Here is a 22520-nt window from a genome sequence, read left to right on the forward strand (position 1 = left end):
TCCCCGGATTTCGCTTCGCTTCATCCGGGCTACAAGCTTGGCGATCGGTCCTATTTGCAGTTCTTGCAAATCGTCAGCTTGCGCTTCAACGCCTCGTCTTCCTGATCGACCAACGACTGCGCGTCGAGGCCGTTTGTCGCGCGCGACCTCGCAGGCGGCGTCACCTGGCTCGGTGCGTCGCTGTCGTCAGTACCGGCGCTGAAGCCGTCGTAGTCGGAGGCGGCTGCAGGGCTCGGCAATTGTGGAAGCCCGTTGGTCGGCGGCGTCGACGGCACGCCGGCGGACGTTCTCGGCGAATTCTTCGTCCCCGCATGCGGCACCGACGCATTGGGCGGAGCCAACGAAACCGGCGGCGTGGCCGAGTTCTGTCCTCTCGCGCGATCTTGTGACCAGGCGCCGATCAAGATGAGGCTGAGAGCCAGGAGCAAATTGCGTCTCGTATGCATCTTTCAAATGGCCTTTGTTCAGCGATTGAGGCGCTCATCGAGCCGCGCCGGGAAGAATAACAGCCGTGACATGCGCGTCAAACTTGACGGAAATGGGAGCTATCCGAACGGGATGTCGCTTGTCGCGTTGCAACGTTTGACCCACGTCAAGCCGATGGCTGGCTGTGGCATGGCAAGATGATGGTAGGTGACGGGGATGACGCATCCTCATCGAGCAAGGACCCCTAGGAACTTCCATGAGATCGCCGGCGATGCAGGGGCTGACCGCGTCCGAAGCACAGGCCCGGCTGAAGGCCGACGGCTTCAACGAGCTGCCGCGCACGGGCCGGCGGACGATCCTGCGTCTCATCGTCGAGGTGCTGCGCGAGCCGATGCTGCTGTTGCTGCTGGCCGGCGGCCTGATCTATTTCGTTCTGGGTGATCTTGCCGAGGCGTTGCTGCTTCTTGCCTTCGCATCGATCTCGATCGTCATCACCATCGTGCAGGAGGCCCGCACCGAGCGTGTGCTCGACTCGCTACGCGATCTGACCAGCCCGCGCGCACTGGTCATCCGGGGCGGCGAGCGCATCCGAATTCCCGGTCGTGAGGTCGTTCGCGGTGACCTGATCGTACTCTCCGAGGGGGATCGCGTGGCTGCCGACGCCACGGTCGTTCAAACCATCGATCTTCTGCTGGATGAATCGCTGCTGACGGGGGAATCGGTTCCAGTCAGAAAACAGGCCTTGCCGTCACCCGAAACATCGATAGCGCCCCACGTCGGCGGCGATGACCAGCCATTCGTGTTCTCCGGCACGCTTGTGGTTCGCGGCAGCGGGGTGGCCGAAGTGACCTCGACCGGCGTCCTGAGCGAGATCGGCAAGATCGGGCAATCGCTGCATTCGCTGGCGACAGAAGCGCCCCGCCTGCAACAACAGACGACGCGGCTGGTGGCGACATTCGCCGTCGCCAGCGCCTTCGTGATCGGGTTGACCGTTCTCCTGTATGGGCTTTATCGCGGCGGCTGGCTGGAGGGCGTACTGGCCGGCATCGCGCTCGGCATGTCGATGCTCCCGGAGGAATTCCCTGTTGTCCTGACGGTGTTCCTCGCCATGGGCGCCTGGCGCATCTCCCAGGCGCGCGTGTTGACGCGGCGCGCCTCGGCCATTGAATCGCTGGGCGCCGCGACCGTGCTCTGCACCGACAAGACCGGCACGCTGACGGAAAACCGCATGACGGTTGCGCGCCTGGTGCTGCCTGACGGCACGCAACACACGCCTGATACCGCGGTCCGCGCGGCGCCCGCGTTCGATCGGTTGATCGAGACCGGCGTGCTGGCCTGTGTCCGGGAGCCGTTCGATCCGATGGAGAAGGCGTTGCATGCGCTGGCCTCTGACGCCGGCGCGGGCCGGCGGCTCGTGCAGAGCTATGGCTTGCGTCCCGATCTGCTCGCAATGTCGAACGTGTGGTGCGGCGATGACTGCATTGTCGCGGCGAAGGGCGCGCCCGAGACGATCGGCATGCTTTGCGGAATGAGTGCGGAAGAGTTGGCCGAATTGCGCGCGCTCATCGACGCGCTGGCGCGGGAAGGGCTTCGTGTGCTCGGCGTGGCGCGGGCGAGCTGGACGGAGACCGATCTTCCCGAGACGCAACACGGCTTCCCTTTTCGCTTTTGCGGCTTGATCGGCTTTGCCGATCCGTTGCGGTTGCAAGTCATGGACGCCATGACCGAATGCCGCTCCGCAGGCATCCACGTGGTCATGATCACAGGCGATTATCCCGCAACCGCGTCGGCAATCGCGATGCGGGCCGGCCTCGATCCCGAACGTGTCGTGACTGGAGCGGATGTCGAAGCCATGGGCGATGCCGAACTTGCCGGCGCGGCGCGGGGACGGGCCGTCTTCGCGCGAATAGCACCGGCCCAGAAGCTGCGCATCGTCAATGCGCTCAAGGACGCCGGCGAGATCGTCGCCATGACGGGCGACGGCGTCAATGACGCCCCCTCGCTGAAGGCTGCCCATATCGGCATCGCCATGGGCGGACGTGGCACCGACGTGGCGCGCGAGGCGTCCTCGATCGTTCTGCTCGACGACGATTTCGGCTCGATCGTGAAGGCGATCCGGCTCGGCCGCCGGATCTACGACAATCTGCGCAAGGCGATGAGCTTCATTCTCGCGGTCCACGTTCCGATCGCAGGACTTGCGCTGTTGCCGCTGCTCACGGGGATGCCGCTGCTGTTCGGCCCGGTTCACATCGCGTTTCTCGAGATGATCATCGATCCCGTCTGCTCTTTGGTCTTCGAAGCCGAGACCGAGGAGAGCGACGTGATGCGGCGGCCGCCGCGTTCGCCTGACGAGCCGCTCTTGCCAAGGTCGCTGCTGATCTGGTCGGCATTGCAGGGCGGCCTGGCTCTGGCCCTCACCGGCGGCGTGATGGTGACGGCAAACCGCTACGGCATGCCGGCGAGCGAGGTCCGTGCGCTGACGTTCTTTTCTCTGGTGCTGGTGATCGTCAGCCTGATCTTCGTCAACCGCTCGTTCTCCACCTCGCTGGTCGAAGCGTTCACCCGGCCGAACCGCATGCTCGTCATCATCGTCATGTTCGTGACGTCGGTGCTCGCCCTGAGCCTGCTGTGGCCGGCCGCGGCCGACCTGTTCCGCTTTGGTCCCCTGCATGCGGATGATCTCGCCGTCACGGCCGCGGTCGCGCTCGTCTGCCTCGTGTTGCTGGAACTCTCGAAATATCCATTGCGCCGCCGCGTGCCGACTTCAGGGGCGGGCACGCTTATGCCTTCTCGTCCAGGGCGCGGCGGAGTCGCCGGATGATGACGCCGCGGGCGCGGTCGTCGGCTGCTGCTGCCATCCTGTCGTTGATGTCGAGCGTGAGCTCCGACATCTCGTTGTGCCAGTCGAGGCGGGTCACGGCCTCGGGCGCGAGCCGCCGGCGGTGATCGACGTCGATCACGCGCGGTTCGGGGGCGGCGAGCTCGTAGATGTCGTCCAGCATCGGCTGGTAGACCTTCGCCGCCGGAATGATGCGTTCGGCGACGCGCTCGGCCAGGCCCGCGATGGCGCTTTCCTCGCCGTGGACCAGGAACAGCCCGCGGGAAATGGGGCGGCGTGCCGCGATCCAGCCAGCCATGCCGGCGCCGTCGGCATGACCCGAATATTCATCGATCATGCGGATCCGTGCCGCGACCCGGATTTCCTCGCCCTGGATACGGACGGCCTTCGCGCCGTTCTGCAGGAAGCGGCCGAGCGTGCCGCTGGCCTGGAAGCCGGCGAGCAGCACGGTCGCGCGTTCGTTCCAGAGCCACCGCTTGAGATGATGGCGGATACGTCCGGCATCGCACATGCCGCTTGCCGCGATGATGATGTGAAATCCGCTGAGCCGCATGATCGCCTTGCTCTCGTCGGCGGTCTCGGTGAATTTGAGATGCGGCGAGTTGAGCAGGCGGTCGGCGTCGACGCTCGGGTCGAGGCTCGCGGCGTGCCGGCGGAAGACTTCGGTGGCCCGGATCGCCAGCGGAGAATCGAGGAAGATCGGCGCGGTCGGAATCTCGCCGTGCTCCATCAGGTCGACGAGGTCGACGATCAGTTCCTGGGTGCGTTCGACCGCGAAGGCGGGGATCAGCAGTGCGCCTCCACCCGCCGCCGCCTCGCGCACCTCGGCGGCGAGATGCTGCCGGCGGAGCGCAGGTGTCGTGGCAGCTCGCACGCGGTCGCCATAGGTGGATTCCGAGATGACATAGTCGAGGTCAACAGGCGCTTCGGGATCGGGCTGCAGCAGCTTGGCCTCCGGCCCGACATCACCGGAGAGCAGCACGCGAAGCGGGCGTGGCGAGCCCTGCTCGGCGATTTCGAGCTCGATCGAGGCGGAGCCGAGCAAATGGCCGGCGTTCCAGTAGCGTGCGCGGACCCCCGGGATCACACTGGTCCAGTGTTCATAATCGACCGCGCGAAACGATTGCAGCGATGCGACCGCATCGGCCTGTGTGTAGATCGGCTCGACTTCCCTGCGGCCGCGAGCCTTGTTGCGCCGGTTCAGCTGCGCGACTTCGGACTCCTGGATGTTGCCGGCGTCCGGCAGCATATAGGAGCAGAGGTCGATCGTGCCGCGCGTCGCCAGGATCTGCCCCGCAAAGCCTTCGCGCACGAGCTTCGGCAGCAGGCCGCTGTGGTCGATATGGGCGTGCGTGAGCAGGACTGTCCGGATATCGGCGGGACGAAACGGGAAGACGCCGTAATTGAGCTCCTTGAGCGTCTTCTGGCCCTGGAACAGGCCGCAATCGACCAGAAAGCCGCCCGCGGCGGTCTGGAACAGATAGCTGGAGCCGGTGACGGTGCGGGCAGCCCCGCAGAAGCGAATAGTGATGCTCATCTCGTCGTCTCCCGCGAACGTGTCGTGCCGAGTTCGGACCGCAGGGCGGCGGCGAGAACCTCGTCGAGCGCGATCGCATTGGTCGGATGCGGCACGCTGTCGGTCGAACGGATCGACCGGATCCCGGCGGCGGTGAATGCGGTGGCCATCGCGGCGGGAAACAGCGCGTGCGTCACGACCGCATCGACAGCCGTTGTGGCCATCGCGCGCAGCGCACGCGCTGCGACCATCAATGTCGTTCCCGAGGAAACGATGTCGTCGACCATCAGCGCCGGTCGTCCTGCGAGCAGCGTCGGATCGGCAAAATCGATCTCGACGGAGCGATCGCCATGCCGCCTCTTGCGGGCCACCGTGTGCTGCAGCCGCAGCCGGCTCGCCAGATCGCTCACCCAGGGCTCGGACTCGGCGTCGGGACCGATCACGACCGTCGCCGGATCGATGCCATCGGCGGCGAGGGCATCCGCGATCGCCGGCATCGCGGACAGGTTCTCCGCCTCGATGTCCGGAAATACGGACCGGATCTCGGACGTGCGATGCAAGTGAGCGTCCACGGTGACGACGCGGGCGACCAGCGTTGCGAGCAGGCGGCCCACGGCGCGCTGGCTGATGGCCTCGCCCGGATGAAACGCGATGTCCTGCCGCATGTAGCAGAGGTAGGGCGCGACCAGCACCAGCCGCCTGGCGCCATCGCGCCGCAGCGCCTCCGCGGCGAACAGCAGGGCGATGAGCTTGTCATTGGGCTGATCGAGCGGGGCAAAAAGGATGGTGGTGTCTGCTGCCGGCGCGACCGTGACGCGTAGCTCGCCGTCCGGAAAGCGGTGCAGGGCGATTTCGTCGCAGCCAAGCCCAGACCCGGAGTCAAGCCGCGCCGCAAGCCGTTTTGCCGCGCCGGTGCCGGAGGGCAGCGCTTGAAGCGCGATCGCGCTCACGACGGCGTCCTGCTTTGGAGAGCTTCATGACCGTTGAGGATGTAACCGGTTTCCTGCCGGGCGGCCGAGGCGGCCAGATCATGCTCGGGTCCGTCGAAGGTGTAGACGCGATAGAGCGGCTCGCCCTGTTCGACACGGTCGCCGATCTTCTTGAACAGGCGGATGCCGGCCCCCTTGTCGAGCGGCGCACCCGCGGTGCGGGCGAGACGATTCAGGCGCAGGCAGTCGATCGCGGACACCACGCCCTCATGTGCCGCCTTGACGTCGAAGCTGATGGGTCCAAGCTCGGCGCTGCATTTCGAGGGGCCCTGGGCGTCGATGATCTTCTGCATCTGCTTCAGCGCGGCGCCGCTCTCCAGCAGTTCGCGCGCACGTGCATAGCCGGCGCCGCCACGCAGCTTCGGATCGTATTCCAGCAGATGGGCGGCGAGGCGCAGCGATTTCTCGCGCAGATCGTGCGGCGCATCCGCCTCGTTGCCGAGCACCGCCACCACGTCATTGGCTTCGAGCACCGGGCCGATGCCGTTGCCGATCGGCTGGTGGCCGTCGGTGGTGATCACCTCAACCGAGCGGCCGAACCGGTCGCCGACGAATTCGAACAGCTTTCGCAGCCGCATTGCATCGATGGCGCTGGTGACTTTCGCGGTTGGCCCGACCGGAATGTCGATCAGCAGATGCGTCGATCCCGCCGCGATCTTCTTGGACATGATGGAGGCGACCATCTGTTCGCGGGTGTCGAGGCTGAGCTGCCGCTCGACCGAGATCAGCACATCGTCGGCCGGCGACAGGTTCACGTGCCCGCCCCAGATCAGGCATCCGTTGCAGGAGGAGACGATCGACTTCATCTCCTCGACGCCGACATTCACCCGCGCCAGCACCTCCATGGTGTCGGCCGTTCCGGCCGGCGAGGTGATGGCGCGCGAGGAGGTCTTCGGAATCGGCAGGCCGTGGGCCGCGACGATCGGCACCACCACCATCGAGGTGCGGTTGCCGGGAATGCCGCCGATGCAATGCTTGTCGACCACGATCGGGTCGGGCCATACCAGCTGCGTGCCAACCTGGGCCATGGCGCCGGTGAGGGCCAGCAGTTCGTCACTCGTGATGAAGCTTGCCGAACCGATCAGGAAGGCGGCGATCTCCATGTCGGAATAGCGGAAATGGGCGAGGTCGTTGATGATCGCGCTGATCTCCGCTTTATCCAGCGTTCGACCGCGGATCTTGGCGCGCACCGCCTCGAGGCTCTCCGGCGGCGCGGCCGGCGCCACCGTGACCAAGGTGCCGACCGGCTTGCCGAAGCGGTGGAACGCAGGCTCGGAAAGGCCGATTTCGTCCTGGGCTGCCAATGCGTCGTCATCGGTGATCAGCAGCGTCGCGAGCAGCGTCTTGTCGTCCAGCCGAAGCTCGACGCGGCTGAAGCCGCGAAAGATATCGGCACGCAGCGCCTTTGACCGCCTGGAAATGACGACGACGTTTTCGCGGCCCGTATCGAGATGGACACGGCGTATCTTGAGCGGGAAGGGTGACAGATCAGGATTCATGGACGGACCGCAAAGCTGGGTCCGTCATGCTTAGCTGCCGCTGTCTCGGCGGGCTTGACTCAGATCATGGTCCGCGAGATCGGCTGCCGATTGCGAGCCTACTTCGTGGCCGCGCTGATCGAGTTGAATTTGTTGCTCAGGAGGACGCTGCCGGTGTTGGTCACGATGGTGACGATGGCGAGCGCGATGCCGGCGGCGATCAGGCCATACTCGATCGCGGTGGCGGCACTTTCATCGGCAAGAAAAGACCTGAGCACAATCATCGCCAACTCCTGTTCATCGGGTCCAATGTAGCCGCGCGTCGTTATCAAACTGGTAAAGCGATCGAAGAGGCGCTGTTCGCGCGTCAAATTCGCAGGTCCGGCCGACCAGCCTGCCGTGTCTTAACGCGGCAGCCGTTAAACGAAGGTTTCATTATCCGCTGCAAATGAGCGGAAGCGGCCAGCCTCAATTGCTGGTGGTGTGTCCCGGCGCGCCCTTGCGCGGACGTCCCAGCGCTGCCGCGAGGCGTCCGAACAGATCACGCATGACAAGCGACCGCGCCCGCAGCACCGTGTCGGCGATGCGCTCTTCCTCGGCCTCACTCACGATGCCGATGTAGTTCTTCCTGGCGTCCTGTTGCGACACGGAGGTGCGAACCCTGGCTCAATCGATGGAACCATGGTGCGCGCAAAGGCAATCAGCGGTTAATTTTCCGTCCCGTAGGAATACCCGGTGCGGCAAGTTGGCATCGTCGTGCCAAAAAAGACCCGGCCGCTTAAGGGTTCGTTGAGGCTGTTCGTCAACCGGTCGGCAAGCATGGCGATCATGGCCTCAATCGCGCCGGCCGTTCCCATTCAACGCGCGCAACACGCCGATGCGGGCGAACAGCAGCCAGCCGCCGCCGCTCTCCGCCGCGTTGATCAGCATCTCGATTGCGGTCTGCCAGCGCGGCTCCTGCTGCTCCTCCTCAGGCAGCTGCATGATGAAGTCAGCGGCCTCCTGCAGCGTGCGCAGGCTGCGTCCGCCGCGCAAGCCGATCGGATCGGCGAACGGCGTCGACCAGGGCATGTCAGTCCGCTCGATCGGAAAGGGAAGACGTCACGGCGCGGCCGGCGGTGTGATGCGGTCAGCCGGCCTTCTTGGTCCGTGTCGTCGTCGCGCGCACCGGCTTGTCGGCCTTCTTCGGCGCGGCTTCCTTGGCTGCGGCCTCCTTGCTGCCCTTGCCGGAGATCGGCAGCAGCATCTCGCGCTGACCCTCGACGCGCTTCTTCGGCTTCTTGGCCTTTGCGGTTTCCTTGGCAGTCTCCTTGGCGGCCTTCGCCGCGGGCGCCGCGTCCTTCTCGTTTGCGAGGCTCTTCTTCAGCGCGTCCATCAGATTGATGACGTTGCCGCCGCTCTTCGGCGTGGCCTTGGCCGCGATCGGCGTGCCGGCGCGCTTCTTGTTGATGAGATCGATCAGCGCGGTCTCATAGTGATCCTCGAACAGCTCGGGCTCGAACGCGCCGGACTTCTTCTCGACGATATGCTTGGCGAGGTCGAGCATATCCTTCGTCAGTTTCACGTCCTGGATGTCGTCGAAATATTCCTTTTCGCTGCGCACTTCGTAGGGGTAGCGCAGCAGCGTGCCCATTAGTCCGCTCTCAAGCGGCTCCAGCGCAATGATGTGCTCGCGGTTGGTCAGCACCACGCGGCCGATCGCCACCTTGTCCATGCTGCGGATGGTCTCGCGGATCACCGCATAGGCGTCGTGGCCGACCTTGCCGTCGGGCACGAGATAATAGGGGCGTATCAGGTAGCGGTTGTCGATGTCGGCCTTCGGCACGAACTCGTCGATCTCGATCGTATGGGTCGAATCCAGCGCGATGTCGTCGAGCTCGTCCTTGGTGACCTCGATATAGGTGTCGGTATCGACCTTGTAGCCCTTGACGATGTCCTCGGAGGTCACCTCGTCGCCGGTCTCGGCGTCGACCTTCAGATATTTGATCCGGTGGCCCGTCTTGCGATTGATCTGGTTGAACGAGACCTTCTCGGTATCCGACGTGGCCGGATACAGCGCAACCGGGCAGGTCACGAGCGAGAGACGCAGAAAACCCTTCCAATTGGCGCGGGGGGCCATGGGCTACTCCAAACGCAACAGGGACAGACCTATGAGGATACCATCGGGGAACACCGAATCATACAGAGGTTCGGTCGGAATCTTGCAACTGCGTTAACCAGTCGCTCACCCCGGCGGTTCGGACCGATCCAGTCCCAAATGCCGGAACATCAAATCGGATCGGGCGTTGGCTCGGGATAGAGGGCCGTAAGGAGGTCGCGGCCATCGCAGACGACATCCAGGATTGAGGTCACCATGGCAACCACGCGCGAGGACCGTCAGATCGTCGAAACAGCGACCGAGGCACGCCAGGGCGAACCTGGGCCGTCGGTGGCCGCGCTGCTCGCCATTTCGACCGGGCTTGCGGTCCTGATCCTCGCCGTCATCTGGTTCGTGTTCTTCCGGACCTGATGGCGAAGTCGATGGCAAATTGACAGGAAGGGCGGACCTTCCGAATAGCCGCAAGACGCGGCACATTGCGCCCGTCATGCCGCCGGCCTGACGGGCGCAGTCGCATTGACTGAGGCCCTCGGTATATGACCAAAAAGTAACGCGGCCGGTTCCCGGCGTTCATATTCAGTTCACGCCGGAATTGCTCATCTGGTGCGGTGTTGATGCGGCCTAATTCTGGAGAGAAGCGTGCGCCTGCTTGTTGTTGAGGACGACCCTGATCTCAATCGCCAGCTCACCAAGGCGCTGACGGACGCCGGCTACGTCGTCGATCGCGCCTTCGACGGAGAGGAGGGGCACTATCTCGGCGACAACGAACCGTACGACGCGGTGGTGCTCGATATCGGCCTGCCCAAGAAGGACGGCATCTCGGTGCTGGAGGCCTGGCGCCGCAACGGCCGCACCATGCCGGTTTTGATCCTCACCGCTCGCGATCGCTGGAGCGACAAGGTACAGGGCTTCGATGCCGGCGCCGATGATTACGTGCCAAAGCCGTTCCACCTCGAGGAGGTGCTGGCGCGCATCCGCGCGCTGCTGCGCCGCTCCACCGGCCATGCCCAGAGCGAGCTCTCTTGCGGACCCGTCACGCTCGACACCCGCACTGGCCGGGTCAGCGTGTCCGGCAATCCCGTGAAGATGACCTCGCACGAATATCGGCTTCTGGCCTACCTCATGCACCATTCGGGGCGCGTGGTGTCGCGCACGGAGCTGGTCGAGCACCTCTACGACCAGGATTTCGACCGCGACTCCAACACGATCGAGGTCTTTGTCGGCCGCATCCGCAAGAAGCTCGACGTCGACATCATCCAGACCGTCCGCGGCCTCGGCTATCTCCTGACCCCGCCGCCGGCCCCCGGCGCCTGAGCAGTGCAGGCTTGACGGGCGGCCCGAGGCGGGCCTTGGTCCTGATATGACCGCCGACGCCATGCCACCACCTCGCGCCACCGGGATCATCCCGATGCCCGCCAGCTCGCTTGCGAACCGCCTGTTCCTGTCGGCGACCGCCTGGCTCGTGGTGATCCTGGCCATCACGGGCGTGGTGCTGTCGTCGGTCTACAAGAACGCGACCGAGCGGGCCTTCGACCGCCGTCTCAACCTTTATCTGCGCACCCTCATCGCCGAGGTCGCCACCCCCGACGAGCCGCCGGACCGCCAGTTCCAGTCGCTCGGCGAGCCGCTGTTCGAGCTGCCGCTGTCCGGCTGGTACTGGCAGATCACGCGCACCGACACCGAGAAGCCGGAGCTGCGCTCCTCGCGCTCGCTGTGGGACAAGAAGCTGCCGAAGCTGGAAGATCTGGGCGTCGAGCTCACGGCCGCCGGCATTCGCCTGGCCTATGTCGACGGGCCGGAGGGCCAGAACCTGCGCATGGTCGAGCGTCCGGTCGATCTCGGCGCCGACGGCAAATACCTCGTCAGCGTCGCCGGCGATTCCACCGAGATCTTCGATGAGACCCGCAGCTTCGACTATTACCTCGGCGGCACCTTCACCGCGCTCGGCATCGTGCTGCTGCTGACCACCGTATTCCAAGTCCGCTTCGGTCTCGCACCGCTCAAGCGTATCTCGGAAGCCATCGCCGACATTCGTTCCGGCAGGGCCGAGCGGCTCGAGGGCGAATTTCCGGTCGAGATTGCGCCGCTGGCGCGCGAGACCAACGCGCTGATCGACGCCAACAGGGAGATCGTCGAGCGGGCGCGCACCCATGTCGGCAATCTCGCCCATGCGATCAAGACGCCGCTGTCCGTGATCGTCAACGAGGCCGGAACGCACGCGGCCGATCCGTTCGCGGCCAAGGTGATGGAGCAGGCGGACGTCATGCGTAGCCAGCTCGCGCATCATCTGGAGCGCGCCCGCATCGCGGCGAGGGTCTCGATCGTCGGCACCGTGACGGAGGTCGCCCCCGCCATCGAGGCGCTGCGGCGGACCATGGAGAAGATCTATCGCGGCCGCGGCGTCGCGGTCGAGGCCAAGGCCGAACCGTCGGCGAAATTCCGGGGCGAGCGCCAGGACCTGGAGGAGATGGTCGGAAATCTCGTCGACAACGCCTGCAAATGGGCGGCCTCGCGGGTCTTCATCGAGGTCTTGGTCGAGCCACCCGCTCAGGCGGGCGCCGGGCCCCGGCTACGGGTGATCGTCGATGATGACGGGCGCGGCCTCTCGGAGGCCGAGCGGGCCCAGGTCTCCCGGCGCGGCCAGCGGCTCGACGAATCGAAGCCGGGCTCAGGGCTCGGGCTCTCGATCGTGACCGACCTTGCCGCGCTCTACGGCGGCAGTCTCTCGCTCGGCAGCGCCCCGATCGGGGGCCTGCGGGCGGAGCTGGTGCTGCCGGGAATTTAATCCTCTGATCTGGCTCGATTATTTGGGCTTCCGGTGCAAACCGGATGGTTTCGGAACCACTTCCTCAACGGCTTCTTAAGGCGCGCCAACCTATGATCAGGGCGGACGCATCCCACGTCTGCCATTTTACCGTGCATACCCGGGCGCATGAGCCAGACATCGATCGAGCGGCTGAGGGAATATCTCGCACAGCTCCCGCCGCAGGCGCAGGCGCTGCTGATGCGGGAGTTCGAACGCGCACTCGAGCGCGGCCAGGACACGGCTGTCGCGACCCTCGTGCTCGAGCAGTTGCGCAAGATCGTGCGCAAGACCGAAGCCGACGAAGCTGCGCCGCCGCGTACCGATGATCTGTCACGGCTGCTGTTCCAGGTGCTGGAACCGTTCTTGGTGGAGGCCGGAGCCCCGATCCGGGTCGGCCAGATCCGCCGCTCCTCGCTGCATCCAATCTGGCAATGGCTTGGCCGCGACGGTGCCCCCGACAAGATCAGCGAATTCGAGGTGGCGCTGGCGCGCATGCCGGCGACAGACAATTCGGGGCAGGTCGAGGCGCTGGCGCTCAAGCTTCAGGCCGTAGCCGCGGACGCCATCTTCGAGCTGACGGGACCGGGCGGCGGCGACAAGTCGCGTGCGCTCGCCCGGGTCGGTCCGCCCAGCGTGATCGAGGACCTCTATTCGATCGGTGCAGTGCTCGCCGTTCGCGAGGCCCTCGGCACGCTCAATGAAAAGCTGCCGCGCTTCCTGCGCCAGTTCGGCGATCCCCAGATCGCCTCGGTGACCGCGGCGCTCAACATTCCCGTGCTGCAGACGCCGCAAATGCTGCCCTTTGCGTTGTCCGTGGTGGTTCAGCGCATGACCGCGCCCTGGCAGATCATTCGTCTCGCCATCAAGATCGCCGCGTCCGACGACGAGATTCGCGTCGCGGCGACCCCGTATGGCGTCGCCGTCACGATGGCGCTGCACGATCTGTCTCGCGTTGCCGCCAATCTGCGCATGGACATCAAGCGCGGCCAATTCGAGACCGTCGCCGACAATCTGAAAGCGCTGCATGATGGCGTGCGCGGCCTGCGCACCGAACTCGACCTGCGCAACGATTCGGCCTGGGGCAAGCAACTGACCGCAATCCGGGCCGACATCTCCAATGCCCTGCAATCGGAAATCGACAGCGTTCCCGGCCGGGTTCGCCGTATCCTGCGCCAGCGCCCCGAAAAGGACATTCCGCCCGGGGCACGGATCGACACCACCGACGTCGAGGAAACCGCGGCGCTGATCGACTTCGTCGCGACCTGCCGCAACTATGCCAGCGAACTCGCCATCAACGAGGTGACGCTGCGCACCTATTCCGACCTCCAGCAATATGTCGAACGCTCGACCGAGCAGGCGGTGCAGTCGCTGCGGGGCGCAGATCACAAGGTCCGCGCCTACCGCCAGCAGCAGGTGCAGGCCGCAATCCGCTTCTGCCAGGTGCTGTTCGGCGACGATTACGCCTCCCTGATGAGCCGCGCCGCGGAGAACGCCGCGACCGGCGAGCGCAAATCGACGCGCGCAAGCTGATTCAAGCGCATCTCTTCGTCGTCACAATTTGCGGTTGACGGTGTGGCTTGCGAGCCCTACGCTCGCCGTGCAAGTTTTTGGAATTCTATTTGTCGGCGCATGAAACCCATTATCAGTTCGATCGAAATTGAGAACCGCGTCATTGTTGCCAAATACCGGAGGCTGATGGTCGGCGCGAAGATGGTGCTGGTCGAAAAGGCGAGCGGTCGGCAGCTGGCGGAGACGGTCACCCGGGTTGCATCGCCTGTTCCGATCGGAGCCTTGCGGATCAGACTGCCTGAGGCCATCGAGCCGGGAACATACTTCCTGAGGGCCTTCAACGGGCATGGCGAGGACGCTGCTCGGAGCGCGGACTTCGAGATCGGCTAAGCCGTTGGATATTCACTATTTCGGGACGGTGTGGGCTCGCGCTGAATTGACAATTGTCAATTGCCGCATCATCCGGCCGTGGTGTAAAGCCACGTACGGGCGCGGTTCGCGCGCTGCCGGAAGCTTGCCTGATGACGCTATGGTTCGTGTTCGCGCTGATGACGGTCGCGGCGATATTCGCCGTGCTCTGGCCGCTCGGCCGTGGCGGGCGTCCCGACAATCAAGGCAGTGACGTCGCGGTCTACAAGGACCAGCTGGCCGAGATCGAGCGCGACCTTGCCGCCGGACTGATCGCCGCGCCGGAAGCCGAGGCGGCGCGAATCGAGATCAGCTGCAGGCTGCTCGCCGCTGCTGGCAGCGAGCCCATGCCCGCGCCGGATTCCAGCCTGAAATGGCGCCGGGCGGCATCCGTTCTCGCGCTCGTCGGCCTGCCCTTGGTGGCGGTCGCGATCTACGTCCCGCTCGGCTCGCCTGCGCTTCGTGATTTCCCGCTGGCGCAGCGACAGCGCGGCGCGGGGCCCGGCATGGCACAGTCGCTCGAGAACCTGGTCGCGCAGGTTCAGCAGCACCTGGAGAAGAATCCGACCGACGGCCGCGGCTGGAACGTGCTTGCGCCGGTGCTGGAGCGGCTCGGCCGTTTCGACGAGGCGGTGCGCGCCTATCGCAATTCGCTCACCTACAATGGCGAAAGCCCGGAGCGCCGCGCCGATCTCGGTGAGGCGATCACGGCCGCTGCAGGCGGCGTGGTGACGGCGGAGGCCAAGGCCGAGTTCGAGCGCGCACATGCGCTGAGCGCTGACGATCCCAAGGCGAACTATTTCCTGGGGCTCGCCGCCGAGCAGGACGGCCGCAAGGAGGACGCGGCCAATATCTGGCGCGCGCTGCTGGCGAAGGCGCCGGCGGATGCGCCGTGGCGGCCGCTGGTGCAGACCTCGCTGGCGCGGGTCGGCGGTGGCGGTGTGACGTTGCCGGCGCTGTCCGACGAGACCATCGCGGCCACCAAGGAGATGAACGACGGCGATCGCAACGCGATGATCCGCGGCATGGTCGAACGTCTTGCCACGCGTCTCAGGCAGAACGGCGACGACGTCGAGGGCTGGCTGCGCCTGGTTCGCGCTTATCTTGTGATGGGTGATCGCGACAAGGCGCTTGGTGCGACGACCGATGCCCGCCAGGCGGTCGCCGGGGATGCCGAGCGGCTGCGCCAGCTCAATGAAGGCCTCAAGAATCTCGGGCTCGACGGATGATCGTCGCCGCGAAAGACGAGCGGAGAACGGATACGCCATGACGCGCAAGCAGCGACGTATGACCATCATCGGCGGCTCGCTCGCCGTGCTCGCGCTCGCGGCCGCGCTGGTGCTCAACGCACTTCGCGACTCCATCGTGTTCTTCTCGACCCCGACCATGGTAGCCGAGAAGCATGTCGCCCCCGGCAAGCGCTTTCGCCTCGGCGGACTGGTGCAGCCCGGTTCGCTCCAGCGCGGCGACAATCTCGCCGTGACGTTTGAGGTCGCGGACGGCGGCGCCAAACTGCCGGTTGCCTACAAGGGCATCCTGCCGGATCTGTTCCGCGAAGGGCAGGGCGTCGTCGCCGAGGGCGCGCTCGATGCCAGCGGCGTGTTCAAGGCCGACACCGTGCTCGCCAAGCACGACGAGACTTACATGCCCAAGGACGTCGCCGATGCCTTGAAGAAGCAGGGCCATTGGAAGGACGATTATGCCGGAAAGCCCGCGGCGGCGACGGCGCAGGGCAATTCGCAGGGAGCGGTGCGGTGATCGCGGAAGCCGGACATTACGCGCTGGTGCTGGCGCTCGCGCTGGCGCTGATCCAGTCCTTCGTGCCTGTGATGGGCGCGCGCCTGCGCGATCCCGCGCTGATGAACGTGGCGCGCTCCACCGCGCTGGCGCAGCTGCTGTTCGTCGGCGCCTCGTTCGTCGCGCTGGTGACGTTGCACGTGAACTCGGATTTCTCGGTCGCCAACGTCTACGAGAATTCCCACTCCATGAAGCCGCTGATCTACAAGATCACCGGTGTGTGGGGAAACCATGAAGGCTCGATGCTGCTGTGGGTGTCGATCCTCGCGCTGTTCGGCGGACTGGTCGCGGCCTTCGGCAACAATCTGCCGCTGTCGCTGCATGCGCATGTGCTCGCCGTCCAGGCCTGGATCGCCAGCGCCTTCTATCTCTTCATCCTGATCACCTCGAACCCGTTCCTGCGCATCGCCAATCCGCCGATCGAGGGACGCGACCTCAATCCGGTGCTCCAGGATATCGGTCTCGCCGTGCATCCGCCGATGCTCTATCTCGGCTATGTCGGCTTCTCGATCTCGTTCTCCTTCGCCATCGCGGCGCTGCTCGAGGGTCGGATCGACGCGGCCTGGGCGCGCTGGGTAAGGCCGTGGACGCTGATGGCCTGGATCTTCCTGACGCTCGGCATCGCGATGGGCTCCTACTGGGCCTATTACGAGCTCGGCTGGGGCGGCTGGTGGTTCTGGGACCCCGTCGAGAACGCCTCGCTGATGCCCTGGCTCGCCGGCACTGCGCTCTTGCATTCGGCGCTGGTGATGGAGAAGCGCAACGCGCTGAAGGTCTGGACCATCCTTCTGTCGATCCTGACCTTCTCGCTGTCGTTGCTCGGTACCTTCCTGGTGCGGTCGGGCGTCATCACCTCCGTGCATGCCTTCGCCAACGATCCGACCCGCGGGGTCTTCATTCTGCTGATCCTCTGCCTGTTCATCGGCGGCAGCCTGTCGCTGTTCGCGGGCCGCGCGACCTCGCTGAAGCAGGGCGGCCTGTTCGCACCGATCTCGCGCGAGGGTGCGCTGGTGCTGAACAATCTGCTGCTGACGGTGGCCTGCGCGGTCGTGCTGTTCGGAACGCTTTATCCACTGGCGATGGAAGTGCTCGCGGACTTCAAGATGTCGGTGGGCGCACCGTTCTACAATCTGACCTTCGTGCCGCTGTTCGCGCTGCTGCTGCTTGCGGTGCCGTTCGGACCGATGCTGGCCTGGAAGCGCGGCGACCTGCTCGGCGTCACCCAGCGGCTGCTGGCCGCCGGGGTCGCCGGTCTTGTCGTGGTCGCGATCATCTGGGCCTGGACGCGCGGCGGCAGCGCGCTGGCGCCGCTCGCGATCGGACTTGGGGTCTTTGTCATCGCCGGCCCCGTGACCGATATGGCTGAGCGAACCGGCCTGTTTCGCCTGCCGTTTGCGACGACGCTACACCGTGCCCGCGGATTGCCGCGCTCGGCCTGGGGCACCGCGTTTGCGCATGCCGGTCTTGGCGTCGCGCTGATCGGGATCGTCTGCGAGACGACCTGGAACAGCGAATATATCGCGACGATGAAGCCGAACGACGTCGCAGAGGTCGCCGGTTATGAGTTGAAGCTCGACGGCCTGCTCGAGCGCCAGGGGCCGAACTATCGCGAGATGGTCGCCCAGTTCAACGTGAGCAGCGGCGGCGAAGCGCTCAGCCTCATGACGCCCTCGAAGCGCAGCTTCACGACGCGCGGCTCCTCGACCACCGAGGCCGCGCTTTTGACCCGCGGCGCGAGCCAGCTCTACATCTCGCTCGGTGACGTCACCACTGAGGGCGCCATCGCGGTCCGTATCTATCACAAGCCGTTCGTGCTGCTGATCTGGTGGGGCCCGGTGCTGATGGCGTTCGGCGGCATGCTGTCGCTGTCCGACCGGCGCTTGCGCGTCGGCGCGCCGAAGCCGGCGCGGGCCAAGCAGCGCCTGCAACCGGCGGAGTGATCGATGCGTCGGATGATGTTCGCGATCGTAGCGCTGATGCTGCTGGCCGCGCCTGCGGTGCATGCCGTGCAACCCGACGAGATCATGTCGGATCCCGTCAAGGAGGCGCGTGCGCGCGAATTGTCGCGCGAGCTGCGCTGCATGGTCTGCCAGAACCAGTCGATCGACGATTCCGATGCGCCGCTCGCGCGCGACTTGCGACTGCTGGTGCGGGAGCGGATCGCGGCCGGCGACAGCAATTCGCAGGTGCTCGATTTCCTGGTCGCGCGCTACGGCGAGTTCGTGCTGCTGAGGCCGCGCTTCGAACGGCAGACCATGCTGCTCTGGTTGCTCGCGCCGCTGCTGCTCGCCGGAGGCGGCTTTGCACTGTGGCGGCAGAACCGCCGTCGTGCGCGGGAAGGTGCAGATGTACCGACGCCGCCGCTGACACCGGACGAGGAGGCGAAGCTCGCCGCGTTGATGTCCGAGGACGCAAAGTCCTCTTGAGCCGACGCAGTGATCGCGGGCGGAGCGCGTTTCATGCTCTGTTGACCTTTGTCTGGAAGCTTGTCGTAAGATTCGATTCCAGATTTTGAGTGCTCAAGCGATGTTCACGAACAGCAATCTGACGATCCGCTTTCTGGTTGGCGCCGTCGTCGCTGCATTATTGTTCCTGCTGGGCATCGGCGGCGGCACCGGCTTCGTCGCGGTGCTCTATCTCAACAACGAGATCACCGGCCTGTCGTCTGACTTTGCCGCGCTGAGCGGCCCTGCGCGCGACCACGCGATGCAGATCTACCAGCAGGCCCAGACCGCGTTCTCCTGGTTCCTGGTCGCCTGTGCTGTGATCGCGGTCGTTGCGATCGCGATCTGCCTCGTCACCTGGTTCGCCGTGCGCAACGGCATCCTCAGTCCGTTGGCGGCGATCGTGCACGCCATGCGCGAGGTTGCCGACCAGAAATTCGAGACACCGGTTCCGGGCCTCGGCGGCACCAACGAGATCGGCCTGCTCGCCGGCGCGCTGGAGGTGTTCAAGACCAACGGGATCGAGCGGCGGCGCCTGACCGAGCAGCAGCTGCATGAAGCCCGGCACCAGGCCGAGCGGTCGAAATTCCTGGACGCACGGATCAAGCGCTTCAACGAACTCGTCGCCAGCGTCGTCGACAGCGTGGCATCGTCGGCAGTGCACCTGAAACGCAACGCAGCGGCACTGTCGCAGACCGCCAACGACACCAGCACCAAGGCCAACGCGGTCGCGAGCGCCGCGAGCCAGGCCAGCGCCAGCGTGCAGACGGTGGCGGGCTCGGCGGAGGAGATGACGAACTCGATCGGCACGATCAGCCGTCGCGTCACGGATGCGACCCAGCGCGCCGAAGGCGCCGCAACCCAGGCCGAGAAGAGCCGCGACACCATCCATACGCTGTCGGATGCCGCCGACAAGATCGGCGAGGTCGTCCAGCTGGTGCAGGCGATCGCATCGCAGACCAACCTGCTCGCGCTCAATGCGACGATCGAGGCGGCGCGGGCGGGCGAGGCCGGCAAGGGCTTTGCCGTGGTGGCCTCTGAAGTGAAGAGCCTTGCGCACCAAACCAGCAAGGCGACCGAGGAGATCACCTCGCACGTCGCCAGCATCCAGGGCATCACCGCGGAGACGCGCGAGGCGATCGACGCCATCTCGAAGACGCTGTCGGAGATCTCGTCGATCATGTCCGGGATCGAGGTGGATACAGCCCAGCAGCGCAATGCCACGCAGGGACATCAGCCGCAGCGTCCAGGACGCCGCGCGCGGCACGCTCGACGTCTCCAACCACATTGTCCAGATCACCTCGACGTCGGCGGAGGCCGGCCGAATGGCGGCTGAGGCCCGGGATTCCGCCGTCGACCTGTCGCAGCAGGCGGAAACCCTGAAGCGCGAAGTCGATGAATTCATCGCCAGCGTCCGGGCCAGCTGAAGCGCCTGGCGCCGGTTGCCGGAATCGCGTTAAGTTCCTGTAAGATCACGATTTTCCGGCTGCGCTAAACTGCCGCACCCCGGCACCGTCTTTATTACAAAAGTTTAACCTGCCAGCCAGCGCGCGGTAAGGCGCAAGTCCCCATGTTCAGGTCCGTAAAGGTGCCGCTATCAGGCACCGCATGGATTTCAAGGCGCTGGAGACCTCTGCATGACCGACCGTTCCGATCTCACCAACCTTCCGTCCTACCGGCGGCCCCGCCGCTCGGTGTTATCAGCCCGCAGGATCGCGCTGATGGCCTCGGTCGTCGCCGGTCTCGGCATCGCCGTCCACGGCTTCAGCCCGTCGACGTCGCCCGCGGACCTGTTCTCGAGCCCGGCCCACGCGCAGGTCAACAACGAGGTCAAGAAGGTCGAGCGTCCGATCGGTTTCGCCGACATCGTCGAGCGCGTGAAGCCTTCGGTGATCTCGGTCAAGGTCAACATCAAGGAGAAAACTGCGAGCAACGACGACGGCGATGATTCCGCCTCGCCGTTCCAGCCGGGTTCGCCGATGGAGCGCTTCTTCCGCCGCTTCGGCGGTCCGGATGGCATCCCCGGTCTGAAGGGCGGTGGTCGTGGCCGCGTCGTGCAGGGCCAGGGCTCCGGCTTCTTCATTTCGGCTGACGGTTATGCCGTGACCAACAACCACGTGGTCGACGGCGCCGACAAGGTCGAGGTCACCACCGACGACGGCAAGACCTACAGCGCCAAGGTGATCGGCACCGACCAGCGTACCGATCTGGCTCTGATCAAGGTCGAGGGCGGCTCGAACTTCCCGTTCGCAAAGCTCGCGGACAGCAAGCCGCGGATCGGCGACTGGGTGCTCGCGGTCGGCAACCCCTTCGGCCTCGGCGGCACCGTCACCGCGGGCATCGTCTCGGCCAGCGGCCGCGACATCGGCAACGGCCCCTATGACGATTTCATTCAGATCGACGCGCCCGTGAACAAGGGCAATTCCGGCGGTCCGGCGTTCGACACCAACGGCGAGGTGATGGGTGTCAACACCGCGATCTACTCGCCCTCCGGCGGCAGCGTCGGCATCGCGTTCTCGATTCCTGCCGCGACGGTGAAGAGCGTCGTCGCCCAGCTGAAGGACAAGGGCTCGGTCAGCCGCGGCTGGATCGGCGTGCAGATCCAGCCCGTGACCTCTGATATCGCCGACAGCCTCGGCATGAAGAAGGCCGAAGGCGCGCTGGTGGCGGAGCCGCAGAAGGATGGTCCGGCCGCGAAGGCCGGCATCGAATCCGGTGACGTGATCACGTCGGTCAACGGCGAAGCCGTCAAGGATGCGCGCGAGCTCGCCCGCACCATCGGCGGCATGGCGCCCGGCGCGTCCGTGAAGCTCAACGTGCTGCACAAGGGCCAGGACAAGGTCGTGAACCTCACCCTCGGCCAGCTGCCGAACACGGTCGAGGCCAAGGCCGACATCGATAACGACAGCGGCAAGGGCGCCAGCAAGGGCACCGACGTGCCGAAGCTCGGCATGACCGTTGCGCCCGCCAACTCCGTGGCCGGCGCCGGCAAGGACGGCGTCGTGGTCACCGAAGTCGATCCGAAGAGCGCCGCGGCCGAACGCGGCTTCAAGGAAGGCGACGTGATCCTCGAAGTCGGCGGCAAGAGCGTGAGCACCGCCGGCGACGTCCGCGACGCCATCAACACGGCGCGGACCGACAACAAGAACAGCGTCCTGATGCGCGTGAAGAGCGGCGGCCAGTCGCGCTTTGTCGCAGTGCCCATCGCCAAGGGCTGACAAGGGCTGAGCCTCAGGAGGCTTACGACATGAAGGGTGTCGCCGGCATCAGTCGCCCCCGCCGCCGGCGCTCTTCGGGGAAGCAGCGTAATTTTCGCTTCCCAGCCTACCTTCCGGTGGAATACGCCCCCCTCCGTCGGAAGGCATAGGGCGGTGAGGTCCCCCCAGCTTCACCGCCCGCCCTTTTTGCCCACCCAAGTTCTCGACCAAGTCTCGCTCACTCGGCTTGCATGCGATTGCCGCTAGCGCCATGTTTAGAGAAGGTTGACCTCCTTGACTGCCGCCGAACGCACGATGCGCCTCCTCATCATCGAAGACGACCGCGAATCCGCCGACTATCTCGTGAAGGCGTTTCGCGAGGTCGGACACATTGCCGACCACGCCGGTGACGGCGAGGAAGGCCTCGCCATGGCCGAGAGTGGCGATTACGACGTGCTGGTGGTCGACCGCATGCTGCCCAAGCGCGACGGGCTGTCGCTGATCGGCGCGCTGCGCGACAAGGGCGACACGACACCGGTGCTGATCTTGTCCGCGCTCGGTCAGGTCGACGATCGCATCAAGGGTCTGCGCGCCGGCGGCGACGACTATCTGCCGAAGCCCTATTCCTTCGCCGAGCTGCTCGCCCGTGTCGAGGTGCTGTCGCGCCGACGCGGCGGGCCTGCAGAGGACACGCTCTACCGTGTCGGCGACCTCGAGCTCGACCGCCTCTCCCACCGCGTTGCCCGCGGCAAGGACGAGCTGACGCTGCAGCCGCGCGAATTCCGCCTGCTTGAATATCTGATGAAGCATGCCGGCCAGGTGGTGACGCGCACCATGCTGCTGGAGAACGTCTGGGACTATCATTTCGATCCGCAGACCAACGTGATCGACGTGCACATTTCGCGGCTGCGCTCCAAGATCGACAAGGGGTTCGAGCGGCCGCTGCTGCACACGATCCGCGGCGCCGGGTACATGATAAGAGACGGAATACGCTAAAGAAGGTGGCTTGAGGT

Annotated in this window: 21 protein-coding genes and 1 pseudogene; 14 read left to right on the forward strand and 8 right to left on the reverse strand. The window is 65.5% G+C overall.

The genetic code is table 11. The annotated features are described in order from the left end of the window. Nucleotides 1-50: 50 nt before the first annotated feature. A complete protein-coding gene (locus tag AOQ71_RS50005; RefSeq protein ID WP_347336712.1) occupies nt 51-239 on the reverse strand; it encodes a hypothetical protein in 189 nt (62 codons plus the stop codon). 13 nt (nt 240-252) lie between these two features. Here AOQ71_RS50005 and AOQ71_RS50010 point away from each other — a divergent pair, with 13 nt between their 5' ends. Continuing rightward, on the forward strand, nt 253-627 hold the full coding sequence (locus tag AOQ71_RS50010; RefSeq protein WP_347336713.1) for a hypothetical protein: 375 nt from the start codon (nt 253-255) through the stop codon (nt 625-627). Between the two features lie 55 nt (nt 628-682). Next, nucleotides 683-3247: a cation-translocating P-type ATPase gene (locus tag AOQ71_RS26780; protein WP_057753066.1), complete on the forward strand. Its 2565-nt coding sequence runs from the start codon at nt 683-685 to the stop codon at nt 3245-3247. Here the strand turns inward: AOQ71_RS26780 and AOQ71_RS26785 are convergent. The 7 genes from AOQ71_RS26785 to ku all read right to left on the reverse strand — a co-directional run bounded on the left by AOQ71_RS26785 (nt 3207) and on the right by ku (nt 9367). Then, nucleotides 3207-4802: an MBL fold metallo-hydrolase RNA specificity domain-containing protein gene (locus tag AOQ71_RS26785; protein ID WP_057753067.1), complete on the reverse strand. Its 1596-nt coding sequence runs from the start codon at nt 4800-4802 to the stop codon at nt 3207-3209. The genes AOQ71_RS26780 and AOQ71_RS26785 overlap by 41 nt on opposite strands. Next, nucleotides 4799-5731, reverse strand: coding sequence for a ribose-phosphate diphosphokinase (locus tag AOQ71_RS26790; RefSeq protein WP_057753068.1), 933 nt, complete (start codon nt 5729-5731; stop codon nt 4799-4801). Before AOQ71_RS26790 ends, AOQ71_RS26785 begins: the two co-directional genes overlap by 4 nt. Then, nucleotides 5728-7269 carry a thymidine phosphorylase family protein gene (locus AOQ71_RS26795; protein WP_057753069.1) on the reverse strand — a complete coding sequence of 514 codons (1542 nt, stop codon included), beginning with the start codon at nt 7267-7269 and terminating at the stop codon, nt 5728-5730. Before AOQ71_RS26795 ends, AOQ71_RS26790 begins: the two co-directional genes overlap by 4 nt. Nucleotides 7270-7367: 98 nt before the next feature. Next, a complete protein-coding gene (locus AOQ71_RS26800; RefSeq protein ID WP_057753070.1) occupies nt 7368-7532 on the reverse strand; it encodes a Flp family type IVb pilin in 165 nt (54 codons plus the stop codon). A 184-nt stretch (nt 7533-7716) separates the two neighbouring features. Further along, on the reverse strand, nt 7717-7896 hold the full coding sequence (locus tag AOQ71_RS26805; RefSeq protein WP_057753071.1) for a hypothetical protein: 180 nt from the start codon (nt 7894-7896) through the stop codon (nt 7717-7719). 186 nt (nt 7897-8082) lie between these two features. Next, nucleotides 8083-8319, reverse strand: a complete 237-nt coding sequence (locus tag AOQ71_RS26810) for a hypothetical protein (RefSeq protein ID WP_057753072.1) — start codon at nt 8317-8319, stop codon at nt 8083-8085. Nucleotides 8320-8377: 58 nt separating this feature from the next. Next, complete coding sequence (ku, locus tag AOQ71_RS26815; RefSeq protein ID WP_057753073.1) at nt 8378-9367, reverse strand: non-homologous end joining protein Ku; 990 nt, start codon at nt 9365-9367, stop codon at nt 8378-8380. Between the two features lie 234 nt (nt 9368-9601). Between ku and AOQ71_RS46395 the strand changes: the two genes are divergently transcribed. From AOQ71_RS46395 to AOQ71_RS26870, 12 genes and pseudogenes are all read left to right on the forward strand, one after another. After that, entirely contained in the window at nt 9602-9757 is a 156-nt protein-coding gene (locus tag AOQ71_RS46395; protein WP_167353998.1) for a hypothetical protein, read from the forward strand. Nucleotides 9758-9985: 228 nt separating this feature from the next. Beyond that, entirely contained in the window at nt 9986-10660 is a 675-nt protein-coding gene (locus AOQ71_RS26820) for a response regulator transcription factor (protein ID WP_014496705.1), read from the forward strand. 94 nt (nt 10661-10754) lie between these two features. Then, nucleotides 10755-12131 (forward strand): sensor histidine kinase, encoded by a 1377-nt coding sequence (locus AOQ71_RS26825; protein ID WP_057753112.1) that lies wholly within the window; start codon nt 10755-10757, stop codon nt 12129-12131. A gap of 147 nt (nt 12132-12278) precedes the next feature. Then, complete coding sequence (locus AOQ71_RS26830) at nt 12279-13682, forward strand: hypothetical protein (protein ID WP_057753074.1); 1404 nt, start codon at nt 12279-12281, stop codon at nt 13680-13682. 165 nt (nt 13683-13847) lie between these two features. Beyond that, complete coding sequence (locus AOQ71_RS26835; RefSeq protein ID WP_430648654.1) at nt 13848-14051, forward strand: hypothetical protein; 204 nt, start codon at nt 13848-13850, stop codon at nt 14049-14051. A gap of 131 nt (nt 14052-14182) precedes the next feature. Then, the gene (ccmI, locus tag AOQ71_RS26840) at nt 14183-15298 is read left to right on the forward strand and encodes a c-type cytochrome biogenesis protein CcmI (RefSeq protein ID WP_057753076.1); all 1116 of its coding nucleotides are present in this window, start codon (nt 14183-14185) and stop codon (nt 15296-15298) included. A 37-nt stretch (nt 15299-15335) separates the two neighbouring features. Next, entirely contained in the window at nt 15336-15827 is a 492-nt protein-coding gene (gene ccmE / locus AOQ71_RS26845) for a cytochrome c maturation protein CcmE (protein WP_057753077.1), read from the forward strand. Then, nucleotides 15824-17806 (forward strand): heme lyase CcmF/NrfE family subunit, encoded by a 1983-nt coding sequence (locus tag AOQ71_RS26850; RefSeq protein WP_057753078.1) that lies wholly within the window; start codon nt 15824-15826, stop codon nt 17804-17806. Before ccmE ends, AOQ71_RS26850 begins: the two co-directional genes overlap by 4 nt. A gap of 3 nt (nt 17807-17809) precedes the next feature. Further along, nucleotides 17810-18292, forward strand: a complete 483-nt coding sequence (locus tag AOQ71_RS26855; RefSeq protein WP_057753079.1) for a cytochrome c-type biogenesis protein — start codon at nt 17810-17812, stop codon at nt 18290-18292. A 100-nt stretch (nt 18293-18392) separates the two neighbouring features. Further along, nucleotides 18393-19737: pseudogene (locus tag AOQ71_RS26860) on the forward strand (methyl-accepting chemotaxis protein). Nucleotides 19738-19947: 210 nt separating this feature from the next. Continuing rightward, nucleotides 19948-21528 carry a Do family serine endopeptidase gene (locus tag AOQ71_RS26865; protein WP_057753080.1) on the forward strand — a complete coding sequence of 527 codons (1581 nt, stop codon included), beginning with the start codon at nt 19948-19950 and terminating at the stop codon, nt 21526-21528. A gap of 294 nt (nt 21529-21822) precedes the next feature. Next, nucleotides 21823-22503: a response regulator transcription factor gene (locus AOQ71_RS26870; RefSeq protein WP_057753113.1), complete on the forward strand. Its 681-nt coding sequence runs from the start codon at nt 21823-21825 to the stop codon at nt 22501-22503. Nucleotides 22504-22520: the final 17 nt, after the last annotated feature.

It is taken from the genome of Bradyrhizobium manausense, assembly GCF_001440035.1.
Taxonomy (GTDB): domain Bacteria; phylum Pseudomonadota; class Alphaproteobacteria; order Rhizobiales; family Xanthobacteraceae; genus Bradyrhizobium; species Bradyrhizobium manausense.